At 69.9% G+C, this 18,385-nt stretch carries 10 protein-coding genes and 1 pseudogene; 5 read left to right on the top strand and 6 right to left on the bottom strand.

The window, feature by feature from the left end; all coding sequences use genetic code 11:
* The first annotated feature begins 55 nt into the window (after positions 1–55).
* Positions 56–838, top strand: a complete 783-nt coding sequence (locus tag AOK17_RS31835; protein WP_063997323.1) for a DUF4394 domain-containing protein — start codon at positions 56–58, stop codon at positions 836–838.
* 95 nt (positions 839–933) lie between these two features.
* On the opposite strand, the gene AOK17_RS31830 is transcribed toward AOK17_RS31835, so the two are convergent.
* From AOK17_RS31830 to AOK17_RS31820, 3 genes are all read right to left on the bottom strand, one after another.
* Positions 934–2,355 carry a cation:dicarboxylate symporter family transporter gene (locus tag AOK17_RS31830; protein ID WP_055616037.1) on the bottom strand — a complete coding sequence of 474 codons (1,422 nt, stop codon included), beginning with the start codon at positions 2,353–2,355 and terminating at the stop codon, positions 934–936.
* A 212-nt stretch (positions 2,356–2,567) separates the two neighbouring features.
* Positions 2,568–2,774, bottom strand: a complete 207-nt coding sequence (locus AOK17_RS31825) for a hypothetical protein (RefSeq protein ID WP_055616036.1) — start codon at positions 2,772–2,774, stop codon at positions 2,568–2,570.
* 119 nt (positions 2,775–2,893) lie between these two features.
* The gene (locus tag AOK17_RS31820) at positions 2,894–4,321 is read right to left on the bottom strand and encodes an MFS transporter (RefSeq protein WP_055616035.1); all 1,428 of its coding nucleotides are present in this window, start codon (positions 4,319–4,321) and stop codon (positions 2,894–2,896) included.
* A gap of 101 nt (positions 4,322–4,422) precedes the next feature.
* Between AOK17_RS31820 and AOK17_RS31815 the strand changes: the two genes are divergently transcribed.
* A complete protein-coding gene (locus AOK17_RS31815) occupies positions 4,423–5,412 on the top strand; it encodes a helix-turn-helix transcriptional regulator (protein WP_206190868.1) in 990 nt (329 codons plus the stop codon).
* Between the two features lie 149 nt (positions 5,413–5,561).
* On the opposite strand, the gene AOK17_RS31810 is transcribed toward AOK17_RS31815, so the two are convergent.
* Positions 5,562–7,004 carry an MFS transporter gene (locus AOK17_RS31810; protein WP_055616034.1) on the bottom strand — a complete coding sequence of 481 codons (1,443 nt, stop codon included), beginning with the start codon at positions 7,002–7,004 and terminating at the stop codon, positions 5,562–5,564.
* A 125-nt stretch (positions 7,005–7,129) separates the two neighbouring features.
* Between AOK17_RS31810 and dusB the strand changes: the two genes are divergently transcribed.
* Positions 7,130–8,284, top strand: coding sequence for a tRNA dihydrouridine synthase DusB (dusB, locus tag AOK17_RS31805; protein WP_055616033.1), 1,155 nt, complete (start codon positions 7,130–7,132; stop codon positions 8,282–8,284).
* Between the two features lie 173 nt (positions 8,285–8,457).
* Here dusB and AOK17_RS54080 read toward each other — a convergent pair.
* Positions 8,458–11,777: pseudogene (locus AOK17_RS54080) on the bottom strand (MGH1-like glycoside hydrolase domain-containing protein); the annotation flags it as partial.
* 253 nt (positions 11,778–12,030) lie between these two features.
* On the opposite strand from AOK17_RS54080, the gene AOK17_RS31790 reads away from it, so the two are divergent.
* Both AOK17_RS31790 and ppdK read left to right on the top strand, forming a co-directional pair.
* Entirely contained in the window at positions 12,031–13,248 is a 1,218-nt protein-coding gene (locus tag AOK17_RS31790; RefSeq protein ID WP_055616031.1) for an ROK family protein, read from the top strand.
* A gap of 450 nt (positions 13,249–13,698) precedes the next feature.
* Entirely contained in the window at positions 13,699–16,449 is a 2,751-nt protein-coding gene (gene ppdK / locus AOK17_RS31785; RefSeq protein ID WP_055616030.1) for a pyruvate, phosphate dikinase, read from the top strand.
* A 706-nt stretch (positions 16,450–17,155) separates the two neighbouring features.
* Here ppdK and AOK17_RS31780 read toward each other — a convergent pair.
* Positions 17,156–18,097 (bottom strand): IS5 family transposase, encoded by a 942-nt coding sequence (locus AOK17_RS31780; RefSeq protein ID WP_055616029.1) that lies wholly within the window; start codon positions 18,095–18,097, stop codon positions 17,156–17,158.
* Positions 18,098–18,385: the final 288 nt, after the last annotated feature.

Here is an 18,385-nt window from a genome sequence, read left to right as displayed (position 1 = left end):
GGCGGAGAAGGGCGACTCCGGGGCCGGGGTCGAGGCCAAGGGTGGTGGGGGCGGGCTGCCGGAGGCACTCGCGCCCAGTGGGCTGCGGGCCGTCGGGCTCACCGCGGACCAGAAGCTCGTCCTGTTCCGCGTCGACCGGCCGGGAGCCGCGGTGCCGCTCGGGAAGGTCGACGGGCTCAAGGGCGACCGGACGCTGGTCGGCATCGACTACCGCGTCCAGAACCGGAAGCTGTACGCCGTCGGGGACCAGGGTGGCATCTACACGATCCGCGAGGCGGGCGCCCGCGCCACCAAGGTCTCGCAGCTCAGCGTGGCCCTCCAGGGCAAGGCCTTCGGCGTCGACTTCAACCCGGCCGCCAACCGGCTCCGGGTCATCAGCGACACCGGGCAGAACCTCCGCCACAACCTCGACGACCCGGCCGGCGCACCGGCTCCCGGCACCACCGCCGTCGACGGCACCCTCACCAACCCGCCGGTGCCCCCGAACCCGGGTGCCACCGCGCTGGGCGTGACCGGGGCCGCGTACACGAACAACGACCTCGACGCGACGACGGCCACTACCCTCTTCGATCTCGACACCACGCTGGACCAGGTGTCGGTGCAGTCGCCCGCCAACGCCGGCAACCTCGCACCGACGGGCAAGCTGGGCGTGGACGCGCCGCTGAACTCCGGTTTCGACATCTACAGTTCGGCGCGGAACGGGACCAACACCGGCTACGCGGTGACGGGCGGCAAGTCGTTCCGGGTCAACCTGCTGACCGGGAAGCTGAGTTCGCTGGGCTCGTTCCCGCACGGGCGGCAGGTGGTGGATGTCGCGCTGCCGCTGAACCAGGGGTGATGACGGCGGTGACTGGCCTGGGATGAAGGGCAGTTGAGGGGTGGCGGCCGACGGAGGGTGAGCCCGTCGGCTGCCACCCCTCCTGTTCTGCCCGGTCAACTTCCTTCGGTGGCGGGCTGCTTGGTGAGGGCGGTGGGCTGGGCGGGGAGCGCGTCCGCGCCTTCGGGGACCGGAGACTTCGAGGGCGCGCCCTTCTCCTCGTTCTCCTCCGACTCCTCCACGAACGGGAGTTCGCCGTCGAGGACCTTCTTGGCGCGGGCCGAGTCCAGGGCGCCCTCCCAGCGGGAGACGGCGAAGACGGCGACGCAGTTGCCGAGCAGGTTGGTGGCGACGCGCATCGAGTCCATGATGCGGTCCACGCCGAGGAGCAGGGCGACGGCTCCCACGGGGATGACCCCGAGCGCGGAGGCGGTCGCCGACAGGGCGAGGAACGCCGAACCAGGCACGCCCGCCATGCCCTTGCTGGTCAGCATCAGGATCAGTACGACGGTGATCTGCTGGCCCAGGGAGAGGTCGACGCCGACGGCCTGGGCGATGAAGAGGGTGCCGACGGAGAGGTAGATCGAGGCGCCGTCGAGATTGAAGGAGTACCCGGTCGGCAGGACCAGGCCCACCGCGTCGTCGCGGCAGCCGGCGTGGCGGAGCTTCTGCATCATGCGGGGCATGACGGTCTCGCTGGACGCGGTGCCGAGTGCGAGCAGCATCTCCTCGCGGGTGTAGCGGACGAACTTCCACAGGCTGACGCCCGCGACCGCCTTGAGGGCGACGGCGAGCAGCAGCAGGAAGATCAGCGCGGTCGCGTAACAGACGAGGATGAGCTTGCCGTACGTGGACATGACGCCGACCCCGTACTGACCGACCAGGTGGGCCGTGGCGCCGAAGACCGCGAGCGGGGCGAGCTTCATGACGAAGCCGACGATCGCGAAGACGATCTCCTGGGCCTGCTGCACGGCGGGCAGGATCGCGGGCACCTTGGTGTGGCCGAGGTGGAGCACCGCGGCGCCGGTCAGACAGGCCAGCACCAGGACCTGCAGCAGCGAGTTCTCGGCGAAGGCGCCGACCGCGCTGTCGGGCAGGGAGTGCAGGATGAACTCGCTGGTCGAGGGCAGCGAGCCGCCGCCGGTCTTCTCGTCGACCGCGGAGGCGTCCAGCTTCGACGGGTCGACGTTCATACCGGCGCCGGGCTGGACGAGGTTCCCGGCGACCAGCCCGAACAGCAACGCGAACGTGGTCGCGACCTCGAACCAGATCAGGGCCTTGAGTCCGATCCGTCCGAACGCCTTGAGATCACCGGCCTTGGTGATGCCTACGACCACCACGCAGAACACCAGGGGCGAGATCACCGCCTTGATGAGCCGGATGAACCCGTCGCCGAGGGGCTGGGCGGCCGTGGCGATGTCCGGCCACAGCTTTCCGACGAGGATTCCGAGGACGAGTGCGCAGGCGACCTGCGCGAACAGCGAGGTCCGCAGCTTGCGGACGGCGCGTCGCGGCAGGGACGGTACAGACGGTGGCACGGTGTTCCTCCAAGCGACTTCTGTCATACGGAAAAGAACTTCCGCATGGTGACCGTCGTCACTATGCCCCGCTCGTGTGATCCACAGAAGAACCCGTTCGCGGATCGGGCCAAATCTTGGATGTTGCTCCAAAAAACGAAGAGCGCGGCGTGGCGGGGGTCTGGGTAGACCCCCGCCACGCCGCGCTGTGACCGTGCCCGGTCGGTGCTCCCTCAGGCCTCCGACGGATCCACTGTCGCTTGGTGTGCCTCCGCGAGATGCTCCTCGGCCTTCAGCCAGGGCAGGAACTGGGCGGCCTTCCGCCAGCCGCAGGTGTCGCATCTGATCGTCCGCTGCACGCCCGAGCGTTGGACTCGGACGATGTGCTCGCGGCCGTGCTGGTCCCAGCGGCTCACCTTGCTGGTGTTGATCTGCAGCATGACGCCTCCTGGTGGTCGCGCTCCTCTTGCGCGCGCTAAGGAGTGTGCAGCAAGAACAACATCAACAGGGACACAACTGTGGTGAGTTGTGTGCGAATTCCGCGCACTGTCCCGTCAACTCAGGCGATGGCGCGAGGCAGTCGCAGGCTCAGCCCGGTGGTCAGCGCGACCCCGGCGAGCTGGACGAGAAGCGTCGTGACCAGGGCGTCCCGCATGCCGTGGCCCGGGGTGAGGGTGAGGAAGAGGGTGCCGAGCGTGGCCACGCCCAGGGCCAGGGCCGACTGCTGGGCGGTGATCATGACGCCGCTGCCCACGCCGGCGCGGGCCGGGGGGACCTCGGAGAGTATGACGCGGAAGAGGATGGGCAGTTGGAGGGCCTGACCGGCACCCGCGATGATCACGCCGGGCCAGAGTTCGAGACCGCCGACGTGGGGCCAGGAGCTCCACACCGTGAGGGCGAGGACGGCCACGCCGACCGCCTGGACCAGGCCGCCCGCGGTCACCACCCGCGTGCCCCACCGGGCCACCAGCCGCGGGCCAAGCAGCGAGACCACGAAGAAGGACACCGCCATCGGGGCCAGTGTGAGGCCCGCGCGGACCGGGCTCAGGGCGACTCCCTGCTGCAGCGCCACCGCGATGACGAACATGAAGCCGCTGAAGCCGATCGAGAAGGGGAGGATCATCACCAGGCCCCGGCGCAGTGGCAGGTTCGAGAACAGGCTCGGCGGGACCAGCGGGGTGCGGCCCAGTCGTTCCGCCCGCCGCTCGACGAGGTAGAAGGCCGTCGCCGCGACCGGGAACACCGCCAGGGACACCCACGTCCACAGGGGCCAGCCCGACGCCCGGCCCTCGGTCAGCGGGGCGAGCAGGGACACCAGGGCGATGGCCAGCAGGACCGTACCGGGGCCGTCCACCGGCGCCGGGTGCTGCGAGCGGGTCTCGGGCACGGCCTTGGCGGCCAGGAACAGGCCCACCAGCACGACCGGCACGTTCACCAGGAAGACCGCGCGCCAGCCGGTGCCCGCGATGTCCGCCGCGACGAGGACGCCGCCGAGGATCTGCCCGGCCACCATGGAGAGCCCGGCCGTGGCCCCGTACAGGCCCATCGCCTTGGCGCGGCGCGGGCCCGCGGTCGCCGACTGGATGGTGGCGAGGACCTGCGGGAGCATCGCCGCCGACGCCGCGCCCTGCGCGACGCGCGCCGCGACGAGCGTCCACGCGCTCGGCGCCAGGCCGCAGGCCAGCGAGGTCAGCCCGAAGGCGATCATTCCGCCGATGAAGAGCCGGCGCCGGCCGAACATGTCGCCCAGCCGCCCGCCGAGGACGAGGAGCACGGCGTACGCGACTCCGTATCCGGCGACGACGAGTTCCAGGACCGCGTCGCTCGCGGCCAGGTCGTGGCCGATCGTGGGCAGGGCGACGTTCACGATGAAGAAGTCGATGAGGGGCAGGGCCGCGCCGAGCAGCACGGTGAACAGTCCGAGCCCGCCGAGCACGGGTGGGACGACGGTCGAGCGGGCTGTACGGGAAGGGAGGGTTTCGGTCACGCTGTCGAGAGTGCTCCCCCTCTCAGACTGGTACCAGAGTCTCTTTATCCTGTTACAAGGACTACCTGGAAACAGGGTGAGAGCGGCGGCACGCTGGAGGCATGACGACCATGGCCGAGGAAACAGCGGTACGGGAGAACGGGGCTACCGGGTCCACCGGGGCGACCGGAGTGCAGGGGCGTGAGGCCCAGGCCCCGGGTGCGCCCGCGCGTGAGCCGGAGGGTGCGCGTGAGTCGGAGAGCCGTGCCTCGCGCGAGTCCGACATCCGGCGCCATGAGCTCGCTGCCTTCCTGCGGCACCGTCGCGAGCACCTCACGCCCGAGCAGGTGGGCCTGCCCCGGGGCCGTCGCCGGCGTACGCCGGGTCTGCGCCGGGAGGAGGTCGCGCACCTCTCCGCGGTCGGCGTCACCTGGTACACGTGGCTCGAACAGGCCCGGGACATCCAGGTCTCCGTCCAGGTCCTCGACGCCCTCGCCCGCACACTGATGCTCGACCAGAACGAGCGCGCCCACCTCTTCCAGCTGGCCGGTGCCGTCGACCCCACCCCGGCCTCGCGCTGCCCGACGATCACTCCGGCGCTGTTGCAGACGCTGGAGCAGCTGGAGCCGCTGCCGGCCTGCATCCAGAACAGCCGGTACGACATCCTCGCGTACAACCGCACGTACGGCCGTCTGCTCTGCGACCTCGACGAGGTGCCTGCCGAGGACCGCAACTGCATGGTCCTCATCACCACGAACGAGCAGTGGCGTTCGTCGATCGTGCTGCTCGACGAGTCGATCCGGCTGATGGCCGCCAAGTTCCGGGCCTCGATGGCCGGGCATCTCGCCGACCCCGCCTGGAAGATGCTGCTCAAGCGGCTGCGGGGTGAGTCGGAGCAGTTCCGCGAGGTGTGGGAGCGGCACGAGGTGGTCGGCTCGCGCAGCAAGACCAAGTTCTTCGACAACCGGTACGTGGGGCGGTTGACCCTGGTCCACACCGATCTGTGGCTCGGTCCGGGGGAGGGGCCGCGGATGGTCACGTACGCACCGGCGGACGAGGAATCGCGGGAGCGGCTGGAGAAGCTGCATGCGGTTGCTGTTGAGCGGGGGTGAGTTTTGGTGCGGCGGGTGGGTGCTTGGTGCGGGTGGGTCGGTGCTGAGCGCGCAGTTCCCCGCGCCCCTAAAGACAAAAAGCCAGGGGCGCAGCCCCGCTTTTTAGGGGCGCGGGGAACTGCGCGGCCAGCACCGACCCACCCGCACCCTCAGACAACCCCCGCCGACTCCTTGATCTCCGGCGACTCCAGTCGCAAAGCCGTGCGCTCGGCCGTTCGCCGGGCCCAGGGCCCACTGGTGAGGGCACCAAGTACCAGCACCGCCAGACCGCACGCGGCGATGATCCACCAGGCGGGGCGGGCCGCCGAGACGAAGGTGTCCCGGTAGGAGGAGGAACCGACGCCGGAGGCGAGGACCGCGCCGATCACGGCGACGCCCAGCGTCTGGCCGATCTGCCGGCTCGTGGACGCGACGGCCGCGGCCACCCCGGCCTGGGCGCGGGGCATGCCGGAGACGGCGGTGTTGGTGATCGGGGCGTTGACGAAACCGAAGCCGAGGCCGAAGAGGAAGTACCCGATGACGAGGGTCACGTTCGCCGTCTCGGCCTCGAACCCGGCGAAGAGCACACCGCTCGCGGTCATCGCCGTGCCCGCGATGAGGAGCGGCAGCCGGGGGCCGCGGTTGCCGACCAGCCGCCCGGACAGGGGCGCGCAGACGAAGGTCATGACCGCCATCGGCAGCATCCACAGGCCCGCGTGGAGGGCGTTCAGGCCTCGCACGTTCTGGAGGTAGAGCGTCGAGAGGAAGAGGAAGCCGCCGAGCGCCGCGAACGCGCTGATCGCCACGACGGTGGCCCCGCTGAAGGGCGCCGAGCGGAAGAAGCGCAGGTCGATGAGGGGTTCGTCGCGGCGGGGCTCGTACCAGAGAAGCGTCACGAGCGCGGCGAGCGCGACACCGCCGAAGGCGATGGTCTGGCCGACCGCGGAGGAGGGCGCCTCGATGATCGCGTAGGTGAGGGAGGCGAGCAGCGCGATCACCAGGACCTGGCCGACCGGGTCCGGGCGGCGGGCCTTCGGGGCGCGGGACTCGGGCACGTACCGGAGCGTGAGCAGGAGCGCGGTCAGGCCCACCGGCAGGTTGATCCAGAAGATCGAGCGCCAGCCGACCGAGTCCACGAGAAGGCCGCCGACCAGCGGGCCCGCGGCCATGGATATGCCGACCACACCGCCCCAGACCCCGATCGCGCGGGCACGCTCGCGCGGGTCCGTGAAGGTGTTGGTGATGATCGACATCGCGACCGGGTTGAGCATCGAGCCGCCGACCGCCTGGATCATGCGGAAGACGACGAGCGATTCGAGGTTCGGTGCGAGCGAGCAGAGGACCGAGCCGATCGTGAAGACGACCAGGCCGGCCATGAAGACCCTTTTGCGGCCGATACGGTCCGCCGTCGAACCGGCGAGCATCAGCAGCGCGGCGAGCACCAGGGTGTACGCGTCGATCGTCCACTGCATCCCGGCCAGACTCGCGTCCAGGTCCTTCTGCATGGCGGGCAGGGCGACATTGAGGATGGTGACGTCGAGGCTCACGATCAGCAGGCTCATACAGCAGATCGCGAGCACCAGCATGCGTCGCCGGTGGCTGAGCTCGGGCATGCCGACCAGGATACGCCCGCTTCGGTAGTGTGCCTAACTAATGAACGGAGCCGGTGGACCGGGTCGGCCGACCGCGGGCACGGGCCACTTTCGTGGCACCGGTCGGCGTACGGGACAATGGGGGAATGTCCACGCCCACATCCACGGTGAACTCCGCCCTGCGGATCGGCCCGCACACCGTCCAGCCGCCCGTCGTCCTCGCGCCCATGGCCGGGATCACGAACGCGCCGTTCCGCACGCTGTGCAGGGAGTTCAGCGGGGGCAAGGGCCTGTTCGTCAGCGAGATGATCACCACTCGGGCGCTGGTCGAGCGCAACGAGAAGACGATGCAGCTGATCCACTTCGACGCGTCGGAGACCCCGCGCTCGATCCAGTTGTACGGGGTCGACCCCGCGACCGTCGGCAAGGCCGTCCGCATGATCGCGGAGGAGGGTCTCGCCGACCACATCGACCTGAACTTCGGCTGCCCCGTGCCGAAGGTGACGCGGAAGGGCGGCGGGTCCGCGCTGCCGTACAAGCGGCACCTGCTGCGGGCGATTCTGCGCGAGGCGGTGTCCGGGGCCGGCGACCTGCCCGTCACGATGAAGATGCGCAAGGGCATCGACGACGACCACATCACGTACCTCGACGCCGGGCGTATCGCCGTCGAGGAGGGCGTGACGGCGATCGCGCTGCACGGCCGCACCGCCGCCCAGCACTACGGCGGCACCGCCGACTGGGAGGCCATCGCCCGCCTCAAGGAGCATGTGCCGGAGATTCCGGTTCTCGGCAACGGTGACATCTGGTCGGCGGACGATGCGCTGAGGATGGTCCGGGAGACCGGGTGCGACGGCGTGGTCGTCGGCCGTGGCTGCCTGGGGCGTCCGTGGCTGTTCGGCGACCTGGTGGCGGCGTTCGAGGGCCGCGGGGGTGACTACGCCCGCCCGACCCTCCGGGAGGTGGCGGGCGTGATGGTCCGCCACGCCACCCTCCTCGGGGAGTGGATCGGCGACGAGGCCCGCGGAGTCATCGACTTCCGCAAGCACGTCGCCTGGTACCTGAAGGGTTTCGCCGTCGGCTCCGAGATGCGAAAGCGCCTCGCGATCACTTCATCACTGGCCGAACTCTCCGAAGGGCTGGAGGAGTTGGCCCTGGACCAGCCGTGGCCGACCGGCGCGGACGGTCCCCGCGGGCGCACGTCCGGCAACAACAGGGTTGTCCTGCCGGACGGTTGGCTCAAGGACCCGTACGACTGCGCGGGCATCAGCGAGGACGCGGAACTGGACACGTCCGGGGGTTGAGTGTTCCCTGCGGGCCCCTGCAGGGCTTGGGCCGGTGAATATCGTGCGGGTGGGTCGTGGTTGAGCGCGCAGTTCCCCGCGCCCCTTAAGAGCCAGGGCCGCAGCCCTGCTTTTAGGGGCGCGGGGAACTGCGCGGCCAGCGACAGCGGACCCGCACCCGAAGTCAGACCTCACGCACCCCCGACCGCCGTCAGCAGCGCCAACGGAGCCGCCGCAGACCGCGATTCCCGCACGCACGCATGCGGATACGGCACCGGCTCGACGTGAGTATCGCGGCCGTACCCCGCAAGAACCTCAGGCAGCCGGTGCCCGGCAGCCGTCGCCGCATCCACCAGCGCATGGGCCACCGTACGAGCCTCGTCATGCAGCCCGTACCGCGCCAACCCCAGCGTGATCAGCGCGTTGTCGTGGGGCCACACCGACCCCCGGTGGTAGGACAGCGGATGGTACGCGGGCTGGCCCGAGGCAACCGTGCGGACACCCCACCCGGAGAAGAAGTCCGGCTCCAGCAACCGCCGCCCGACCAGCTCCCCGTACTCCTTGTCCAGCAGCCCGGACCAGAGCAAGTGACCCGCGTCGGAGGCGAGCGCGTCGACGTGGTTGTCGTCGCCGTCGAGGGCGAGCGCCGGGAAGGAGTGGTCCGGCATCCAGAAGTCCCGCTGGAACCGGTCGCGGAGATCCCCCGCGGCCTGCTCCAGGAGCGCCGCGTACACCTCGTCGTCCCAGACCGTCCGGGCCAGATGCGCGGTCCGGCGCAGCGCGTCGTACGCGTACCCCTGCGCACCCGCGGCCATCACCGGGCCGGTCGGCCGGGAGCCGTCGCCGGAACAGATCGCGCCGGGGGAGTCCTTCCAGTTCTGGTTGGCGAGGCCGCCCTCGTCCGCGCGGTAGACGAGATATCCGCGCGAGGTCAGCCCTCCGTGGTCCAGCATCCAGCCGATCGCCGCCCGGGCGTTGGGCTCCAGGCGGCGGGCCAGCGCCGTGTCACCGGTCTGCTCGACGTACGCGCCGAGGAGGACGAGGAAGAGCGGGGTCGCGTCGACCGAGCCGTAGTAACGCCCGTACGGCACCTGCCCGAAGTGGGCCAGCTCGCCGTGCCGCATCTCGTGCACGATCTTGCCGGGCTGGGCCACCGTGCCCACGCCGACCTCGGTCGCCTGGGCCGCGGCGAGCGCGGGCAGGGTGGCGGCGGCCAGTTGGGGGCGGTAGGGGAGCGCGAAGAGGGAGGTGAGGAGGGCGTCGCGGCCCAACAGGGTGAGGAACCACGGCACTCCGGCCGCCGGGACGCGAAGTTCCTCTCCGTCGGGGCCCGTTGCGGGCACCTGGAGCACGGCCAGGTCGGACAGGCCCCGCGCACAGGCCGCGGCCAGCTCGGGCCAGCCCGTCGGGAAGGGCACGCCCTCCGCGAACTCCCCTTCCAGCGCGAGGAGTCGGGCGTTGGCGGCGGCCGGGGAAGGGGGCACCTCCGGGTGCGGCATACCGTGCGGGCGCGCCGCCACCCGGAGGGCCAGCTCGGCCGATTCGTGCGGCTGGAGTTCGAGGGTCCACACCAGGCGGCGCGCGCCTGTGCCGGTCTCCTCCACGCCGTCCGGCGGGGGCTCGGACGTCACGGTCGTACAGGACCGCCACTCCCCGCGCTGGTAGGTGAACTCCACACCGTCGTCGAGGACTTGGCGGGAGCGGACCACGCCGATCTTCGTGTACGTCCGGTGGTCGGAGCGCAGCTCGAACTGGTCCGTGAAGTCGGCGTCCGCGGTGACCGCGATCCGGACCGTCGTCGGTGCCGAACGGTTGCTGGTGACGCGCAGCGACTCGACGAACGCGCCGTCCGCCACGGCCTGTTCGCGGAAGATCGTGTACGCGGGTGGCTCCTGCCGGCCGCCGCGCGGTACGAGCACACAGCGGGCCGTGTCGCCGTCCGCGACCGGCGTCAGCGCCTCGGGCACCGCCCCGTCGACGGTCAGCTGCCAGCGGCTCAGGTGCCGGGCGTCGCGCACGAACAGCCCGTGGGGCGAACTGGCGCCGCGCACTCCGTTGATGTCCCCGCTGTCGCCCACGGCCGCGAACGTCCCACCGTGCACGAGCAGATGATGCCGGTCCGTCATCGCCGGTCCCCTCCCTTGGCGCCCTTGCCGAACTCTTCCGTCGTGCTGTGCACCGCTTCGGGTGCCTCGTGCATCAGGTCCAGCGTCAGCGCCGCGGTCCAGCTGAAACCGAGCGCTCCGCAGGCCTCGCCGCTGTACGGATCCACGTACTCCGCGAACCCGGACGTGTCCGCCGTCTCCAGCAGCGCGCCCCGTAGTTTCTCCGCGCGCGCGTGCTCCCCGTGCAGCCTGAGCCCGCGCTCCACCAGCCAGTTGGTGTTGAACCAGGCCGGACCGCGCCAGTACCGGTGCGGGTCGAAGGCGTGCCCGGTCAGGTCGTAGCTCGGGACGAGCCGGGTCGACTCGCCGAGCCCGAAGTGCGGCCCCTGCAGCGTCCGTACGAGCGTGGCGGCCGTGTCGCGGGGGAGCGTCGGCAGGAGAAGCGGGACGAGGCCGGAGACGCCGCGCTCGGGGATCAGCTCGTCCGTGCGCACGTCCCGGCAGAAGAACATGCCCTCGGCCGGGTCCCACAGCCGGTCGACGAGCGCCGCGGTCAGCCGCTCCGCGCGCGTGTGCCGGGCCGTGCCCGTCGCGCCCAGCTCCCGCGCGATCCGCGCCAGCGCGTGCTCGGAGGCGATCAGCAGCGCGTTGAAGGCCGGGTCCTCGACCGCGAAGCCGTCGGTGCCGGCGGTGCCGTCCGCGTACTGCCCGTCCCGGTAGTCCGTCGCCAGCCGCACGTACCGGCCGTAGTCCAGGTCCGTCGGCCGGTCCTCCGCGGCGCCGTGGTCGAGGTCCGCGCGGCGGAAGGAGCGCGCCGGGGCGGGCGTCACACGGGACAGCGGGGCGTCCCAGCTCGGAGCGTTGTCCATGCCCTGCTCCCAGGGGTGGACCACCGAGGCGAGGCCCCCGCCGCCCAGGTCCCGGCGGTGCAACAGATAGCGGTGCCAGGCCGCCAGCCGCGGGTAGATCCGGGACAGGAAGGACCGCGCCCGGGACAGCCCCGGGTCGGAGACGTGCACCAGCCAGGCCGCCAGCGCGTGCACCGGTGGCTGCACGATGCCCGACGTCTGTACGGTGCGCGGGGCGCCCGCCGCGCGCCCCGCGGTCGAGGAGCGCCAGAAGTCGGGGCTCGGGAAGTACGCGTCGAGGGGGACGGAGGGGTTGAACACGATGTGCGGAATCCGGCCGTCGCCCCACTGCGCGTCGAGCAGTGTCTCCAGCTCGACCTGCGCCCGCAGCGGCGACAGATGGCGCAGGCCGATCGCGATGAACGCGGAGTCCCAGGACCACTGGTGGGGGTACAGACCGCGGGATGGCACCGTGGACGTGCCGGTCCAGTTGCCGTGCAGTACCTCGGCCGCCCTGAGATGCAGCGATCCCGCCGGGCGGACCGGATCGTATACGGCCACCCTGGAAGGGGCGATCTCACCATGGCCGGAAAATAGCGGTGAGGTCGCGGTGCGTACGGGATCCACGATCCCGGTGCGACGGGCGGTGAGCTGGGTTGTGCGGTCCACTCAGGTCTCCCCGAAGACATGCGGCCGACCAGTTCGGCAGTAGCTACCGTAGGGTTACGTCTATTTAACACGCAAAACTCAATATGTAATGCAGAGTTGGTGAGCGCAAGGGGTCCGCATGACCGGAATCACAGGGAGTAGCGGGATGGCGACACGAGCCGGGAGGACCGGGAGCCAGGCCAGCTCCGGCGACCTGCTGGAGCTGGTGCGCACCGGGCGCGCGACCACGCGCGGGGCCTTGCAGCAGGTCACCGGGCTGTCGCGGGCCACGGTCGGCCAGCGGCTCGACCGCCTGTTCCGGGCCGGCTGGCTGCGTGAGGGCGCCGCGGGCCCGGTGGACTCGCCGCTCGGCGGCCGTCCCTCGGTCAGCCTGGAGTTCGACGACTCACACGCCGTCGTCCTCACCGCCGACCTCGACACCCGGCACGCCCGCGCCGCCGTGCTCTCCCTGACCGGCGAGCTGCTGGCCGAGCACACGGGGCCGCTGCTGATCGAGGAGGGCCCGGACGTGGTCCTCGGCGAGCTGGGCCGCTGGTTCGCGGAGCTCCTGGAGAAGGCCGGGCACCGGGCGCACGAGGTGTGCGGCATCGGTCTCGCCGTGCCGGGGCCCGTGGACAGCGAGACCGGCCGGGTCGTCCAGCCGCCGATCATGCCCGGCTGGGACGGCTACGACATAAGAGGCCGCCTCACCCGCGCCTTCGCCGAGCACACGGGCGCCGGCGCCGTCCCGGTCCTCGTCGACAACGACGCCAACCTCATGGCGTACGGGGAACAGCGCACCGGCCACCCCGACTGCTCGGCGTTCGTGCTCGTGAAGGTCTCCACCGGTATCGGGGCCGGTGTGGTCGTCGGCGGTGCGATCTACCGGGGCATCGACGGCGGCGCCGGGGACATCGGGCACATCCGGGTCCCGGAGGGCGCCGACGCGCTGTGCAGGTGCGGGTCGTTCGGGTGCCTCGCGGCCGTCGCGAGCGGTGGCGCGGTCGCGCGCAGGCTAGCGGAGACGGGCGTTCCGGCCGCATCGGGCTCAGATGTGCGCGATCTGCTGGCCTCCGGGCATCCCGGCGCCGCCGCGCTCGCCAGGGAGGCCGGCCGCCACGTCGGTGACGTACTGGCGACCGTGGTCACGCTCCTCAACCCCGGCGTCCTGATGATCGCCGGAGACCTGGCAGGGACGGCGTTCCTGACCGGCGTCCGCGAACTCCTCTACCAGCGGGCCCTGCCGCGATCCACCGCCCACCTGGACGTCGTCACCTCACGGCTGGGTGAGCGGGCGGGTCTCGTTGGGGCGGGCGCGATGGTCGTGGAGCACCTGTACGCGCCCGAGCGGATCGAGGAGCGGCTGCTCGCCATGGGGGTGTGACGGTCGCCCGCCAGTCGCTCGACCGTCACTCGCCATGAGCGTGTGACGGCCATGTTTCCGTCTCCGTACCGGTCCGCATGGTGAAATCCGGGCGCCGAAAACTGCGTGATTCTCGCCACGCCTGATCAGGGTTTCGCTCAGATGAGCGGATCTTGGGCGGCTGCACTTCTCAAAGGATGGCACTCAGTGCCACTCTTTGATCATTTACGACGTGAACTCAGGCGTGCCGAGGGCTGCTCATGTGAGCGATATTCCGGGTCTGTGGATGCCGGCTCATTCAAGAAGTGAACGCTGTCGGGTCGCCCGGCTTACCTCTCCTTGACTTTCGATCTGCTGGCGGACGAGTGGTTACGGCCGTATGACGCACAAGTGGACGTACCCAGGCGCCTTCGATCTGGGTATGTTCCCCGTCGTCAGGGCAGCCACCGCGTCCTCGAGGAGTCGAGACCCGTGTCGGAAAACAAAGATCCCCACGTAGCTGAGAGCGGCGACAGCGGCGTCGCGGACGTGAAGTTCGTTTACGACTTCACCGAGGGCAACAAGGACCTCAAGGATCTCCTGGGTGGCAAGGGTGCCAACCTCGCCGAGATGACCAACCTCGGCCTTCCCGTGCCTCCCGGCTTCACCATCACCACCGAGGCATGCAAGACCTACCTCGACAGTGGCGACGAGCCGGCGGCACTGCGTGACGAGGTGAGTGCGCACCTCGACGCCCTCGAAGCGAAGATGGGCAAGAAGCTCGGCCAGGCCGACGACCCCCTCCTCGTCTCGGTCCGTTCCGGGGCGAAGTTCTCCATGCCGGGCATGATGGACACCGTCCTGAACATCGGCCTCTCGGACAAGTCCGTGCAGGGCCTCGCCAAGCAGGCCGGCGACGACCGCTTCGCGTGGGACTCGTACCGCAGGCTGATCCAGATGTTCGGCAAGACGGTCCTCGGCGTCGAGGGCGAGCTCTTCGAGGACGCGCTGGAGGCGGCCAAGGACGCCAAGAAGGTCACCGTCGACACGGACCTCGAAGCGGCCGACCTCAAGAAGCTCGTCACCAAGTTCAAGAAGATCGTCAAGACCGAGGCCGGCCGAGACTTCCCGCAGGACCCGCGTGAGCAGATGGACCTCGCCATCCACGCGGTCTTCGACTCCTGGAACACCGACCGGGCCAAGCTCTACCGCCGCCAGGAGCGCATCCCGGGCGACCTCGGCACGGCCGTCAACGTCTGTTCCATGGTCTTCGGCAACCTCGGCCCGGACTCCGGCACGGGCGTCGCCTTCACCCGCGACCCGGCCAGCGGCCACCAGGGCGTGTACGGCGACTACCTGCAGAACGCGCAGGGCGAGGACGTGGTCGCGGGCATCCGCAACACGGTTCCGCTCGCCGAGCTGGAGCAGATCGACAAGAAGTCGTACGACCAGCTCATGCAGATCATGGCGACGCTGGAGAACCACTACAAGGACCTCTGCGACATCGAGTTCACCATCGAGCGCGGGCAGCTGTGGATGCTCCAGACGCGGGTGGGCAAGCGGACGGCGGGCGCTGCCTTCCGGATCGCCACGCAGCTCGTGGACCAGGGGCTGATCGACGAGGCGGAGGCGCTCCAGCGCGTCAACGGCGCCCAGTTGGCGCAGCTGATGTTCCCGCGCTTCGACGACGAGGCGAAGGTGGCACAGGTCGGCCGGGGCATCGCCGCCTCGCCGGGTGCGGCGGTCGGCAAGGCGGTCTTCGACTCGTACACGGCCGTGAAGTGGTCGCGTTCGGGCGAGAAGGTCATCCTGGTCCGCCGGGAGACCAACCCCGACGACCTGGACGGCATGATCGCGGCCGAGGGCATCCTGACCTCCCGCGGCGGCAAGACCTCCCACGCCGCCGTGGTCGCGCGCGGCATGGGCAAGACCTGTGTGTGCGGCGCGGAGGAGCTGGAGGTCGACACCAAGCGGCGCCGGATGACGGTGCCGGGCGGGCACGTGGTCGAAGAGGGCGACGTGATCTCGATCGACGGTTCGAGCGGCAAGGTGTACCTGGGCGAGGTCCCGGTCGTGCCGTCCCCCGTCGTGGAGTACTTCGAGGGCCGGATGCACGCGGGCGCCAACGACGCCGACGAACTGGTCGAGGCCGTGCACCGGATCATGGCGTTCGCCGACCGCAAGCGCCGCCTGCGGGTGCGCGCCAACGCGGACAACGCCGAGGACGCGCTGCGCGCCCGCCGCTTCGGCGCCCAGGGCATCGGTCTGTGCCGTACGGAGCACATGTTCCTCGGCGACCGTCGTGAGCTGGTCGAGCGGCTGATCCTCGCGGACACGGAGGCCGAGCGCGAGGAGTCGCTGAAGGCGCTCCTGCCGCTCCAGAAGCAGGACTTCGTGGAGCTGTTCTCGGCGATGGACGGCCTCCCGGTCACCGTCCGCCTCCTGGACCCGCCGCTGCACGAGTTCCTGCCGGACATCACCGAGCTGTCGGTCCGCGTCGCGCTCGCCGAGTCCCGCAAGGACTCCAACGAGAACGACCTGCGGCTCCTCCAGGCGGTGCACCGCCTGCACGAGCAGAACCCGATGCTGGGCCTGCGCGGCGTACGCCTGGGTCTGGTGATCCCCGGTCTCTTCACCATGCAGGTACGGGCCATCGCCGAGGCCGTCGCCGAGCGCAAGGCCGCCAAGGCCGACCCGCGCGCGGAGATCATGATCCCGCTGGTGGGTACGGTCCAGGAGCTGGAGATCGTGCGCGAGGAGGCCGACCAGGTCATCGCGGAGGTCCAGGCGGCGACCGGCACGGACCTGAAGCTGTCCATCGGCACGATGATCGAGCTGCCGCGCGCCGCCCTGACCGCCGGTCAGATCGCGGAGGCGGCGGAGTTCTTCTCCTTCGGCACGAACGACCTGACCCAGACGGTGTGGGGCTTCAGCCGGGACGACGTCGAGGCCTCCTTCTTCACCGCCTACCTGGAGAAGGGCATCTTCGGCGTCAGCCCCTTCGAGACGATCGACCGCGACGGCGTGGGCTCCCTGGTCAAGTCCGCGGTCAAGGCCGGCCGCGAGACCCGCCCCGACCTCAAACTCGGCGTCTGCGGCGAACACGGCGGCGACCCGGAGTCCGTCCACTTCTTCCACGAGGTGGGCCTGGACTACGTCTCCTGCTCGCCGTTCCGGATTCCGGTGGCGCGGTTGGAGGCGGGACGGGCGGCGTCCTCTTCGCAGGGGAGCGACCACCGGTAGGGCGAGGTCGAATGGCTCTGGCCCGTCTATAGGCGCCGGACCGTAAGACCCCGGCCCACTGCGGGCCGGGCCCGCAGAACCCCGGGGTCGTAGTCCGCCATCCCACCCTCACCGACGGATCGCGGCTCCGGTGCACGAAAGACGAAGGGGCGGCGCCTTGTGCGGAGGTGCCGCCCCTTCGGGCATTGTCTGCGGAAACTGTCAAGATACGCCGCTGCCCAGGCGAAATGACGTTTGCTTGTGTTGGTTGCCGTTGAACGTGCGGGAAGGTGTTGTGCCCTCTGGGCGCGATTGGCGCCTGAACGCGTTGCCACCAGAGAGGCTGGTCGTGGACCATCGGCGGTCGTGTTGGCCGCCCTCGCACGGCCGACCACTGGAAGATTTCAGTGGGCCGACCCCGATGCTCCTGACCAGCCGACTTAACCGCCTAAGGCTGCCCCGAGGGACAACTGGGGGAGTCCCTTCCTTCGTCGCCTTGCAACCTGACACCAATCGTTGGGGCTCTCACGTTGCGATCCGTATCTCCTCGCCCAGCGCGATCGACCGGTATGCCTCGAGCAGACCTGTCGATGCCGAATGGGACTTCACGCTCTTCATGCCCCGGCAAGAAGCGGGCACGTTGCATGTACCGGACTACGGCAGCCGGATGAATACTCGCTACTGATCGGCCATTCACTCAGCGGGCGACTAGGCACTGTTTCTCGGATCATGTGCGGAGCCAGATGAGGAGGGTTGCGAGGGTGACGGTGCCGAGGTAGATGTAGGCGCGGTTCTCGTAGCGGGTGGCGACCGAGCGGAAGTTCTTCAGCCGGTTGATGGCGCGTTCGACGGTGTTGCGCTTCTTGTAGCGCTCGCTGTCGAAGCCGGTGGGCCGGCCGCCTCGGGAGCCTCGATTGTGCCGGTGTCTTTGCTGGTCGAGTCGTTCCGGGATGGTGTGCCGGATTCCGCGTCGTCGCAGGTAGCGGCGGTTTCGCCGGGACGTGTAGGCCTTGTCCGCCAGGACGTGGTCAGGGCGGGTGCGGGGCCGTCCGACTCCGGTGCGGGGCACGGTGATCTGTTCCAGCACGCGTTCGAACTGGGGGCCGCCACCGTAGTGCCCCGGAGTCAGGATGAAGGCGATGGGCCGGCATCGTCCGTCGGCGACGAGATGGACCTTGGTGGTGAACCGTCCGCGGGAACGTCCCAGGCATTCGCCGATCTGACCACCTCCTCCAGCCGGACGAGCAACTTCCGCAAGACTGGATCGACCTGGATCGACCTGGTTCGTCCCTGGCGCGGCCCCCTTTTGAACAACCGCCGCCGGAGGCGCCTTCCTTGCGCCGGCGGCGTGCTGGTGGGCCCGCACCGCTGTCGAGTCGACCGACATGTCCCAGTCGATTCCGCCCACAGCGTCCTCGGCGGCCTGGACAAGAGCCAGCAGCATCTTCCACGTTCCGTCAGCCGACCAGCGGCGATGCCGTTTGTAGACGGTCTCCCACGGTCCGAACCACTCGGGAAGGTCCCGCCACTGCACACCCGTCCGCACCCGGTACAGCACCCCGTTGATGACCCGACGATGATCACTCCACCGACCCCCACGCGCACCACCACGAGGTAAGAACGACTCCAGCCGATCCCACTCCGCATTCGTCAAATCCCCACGGCCCATACAGCCAGCCTGACCCCAACACCCCACTCACATCAGGAGATCCGAGAAACAGTGCCTAGGTCAGTGTTCATGCCACTCGGCTTGGGCAGCTGCAGTGAGTTCGGGGGCTTGGCTGGGTGAACACGCGATTCGGAGCTGCCCTGCCGAACTCCAGCGCCTTGATTCCCCTGGTCCCCGATTGATCAGTGCGTGGACGGCTCCTACATCCGCGTGAAAAAGAGGGGGCGAGCTCGGGGTGAACGCTTCCCACCAGTGGCATCATCGGGACAGGCTCAATCCATGGCGGTG

Source organism: Streptomyces phaeochromogenes (assembly GCF_001418655.1).
In the GTDB taxonomy this organism is placed as follows: domain Bacteria; phylum Actinomycetota; class Actinomycetes; order Streptomycetales; family Streptomycetaceae; genus Streptomyces; species Streptomyces phaeochromogenes.
Note: the sequence above shows the minus strand (reverse complement) of the source record. Positions and strands in the feature narration are given on the sequence as shown.

Coding starts and splice junctions, on each gene's coding strand:
- AOK17_RS31825 (WP_055616036.1), bottom strand. CDS start 2,774: ATGCTGCAGATCAACACCAGCAAGGTGAGCCGCTGGGACCAGCACGGC.
- AOK17_RS31815 (WP_206190868.1), top strand. CDS start 4,423: ATGACGACCATGGCCGAGGAAACAGCGGTACGGGAGAACGGGGCTACC.
- AOK17_RS31810 (WP_055616034.1), bottom strand. CDS start 7,004: ATGCCCGAGCTCAGCCACCGGCGACGCATGCTGGTGCTCGCGATCTGC.
- dusB (WP_055616033.1), top strand. CDS start 7,130: ATGTCCACGCCCACATCCACGGTGAACTCCGCCCTGCGGATCGGCCCG.
- AOK17_RS31790 (WP_055616031.1), top strand. CDS start 12,031: ATGGCGACACGAGCCGGGAGGACCGGGAGCCAGGCCAGCTCCGGCGAC.
- AOK17_RS31780 (WP_055616029.1), bottom strand. CDS start 18,097: ATGGGCCGTGGGGATTTGACGAATGCGGAGTGGGATCGGCTGGAGTCG.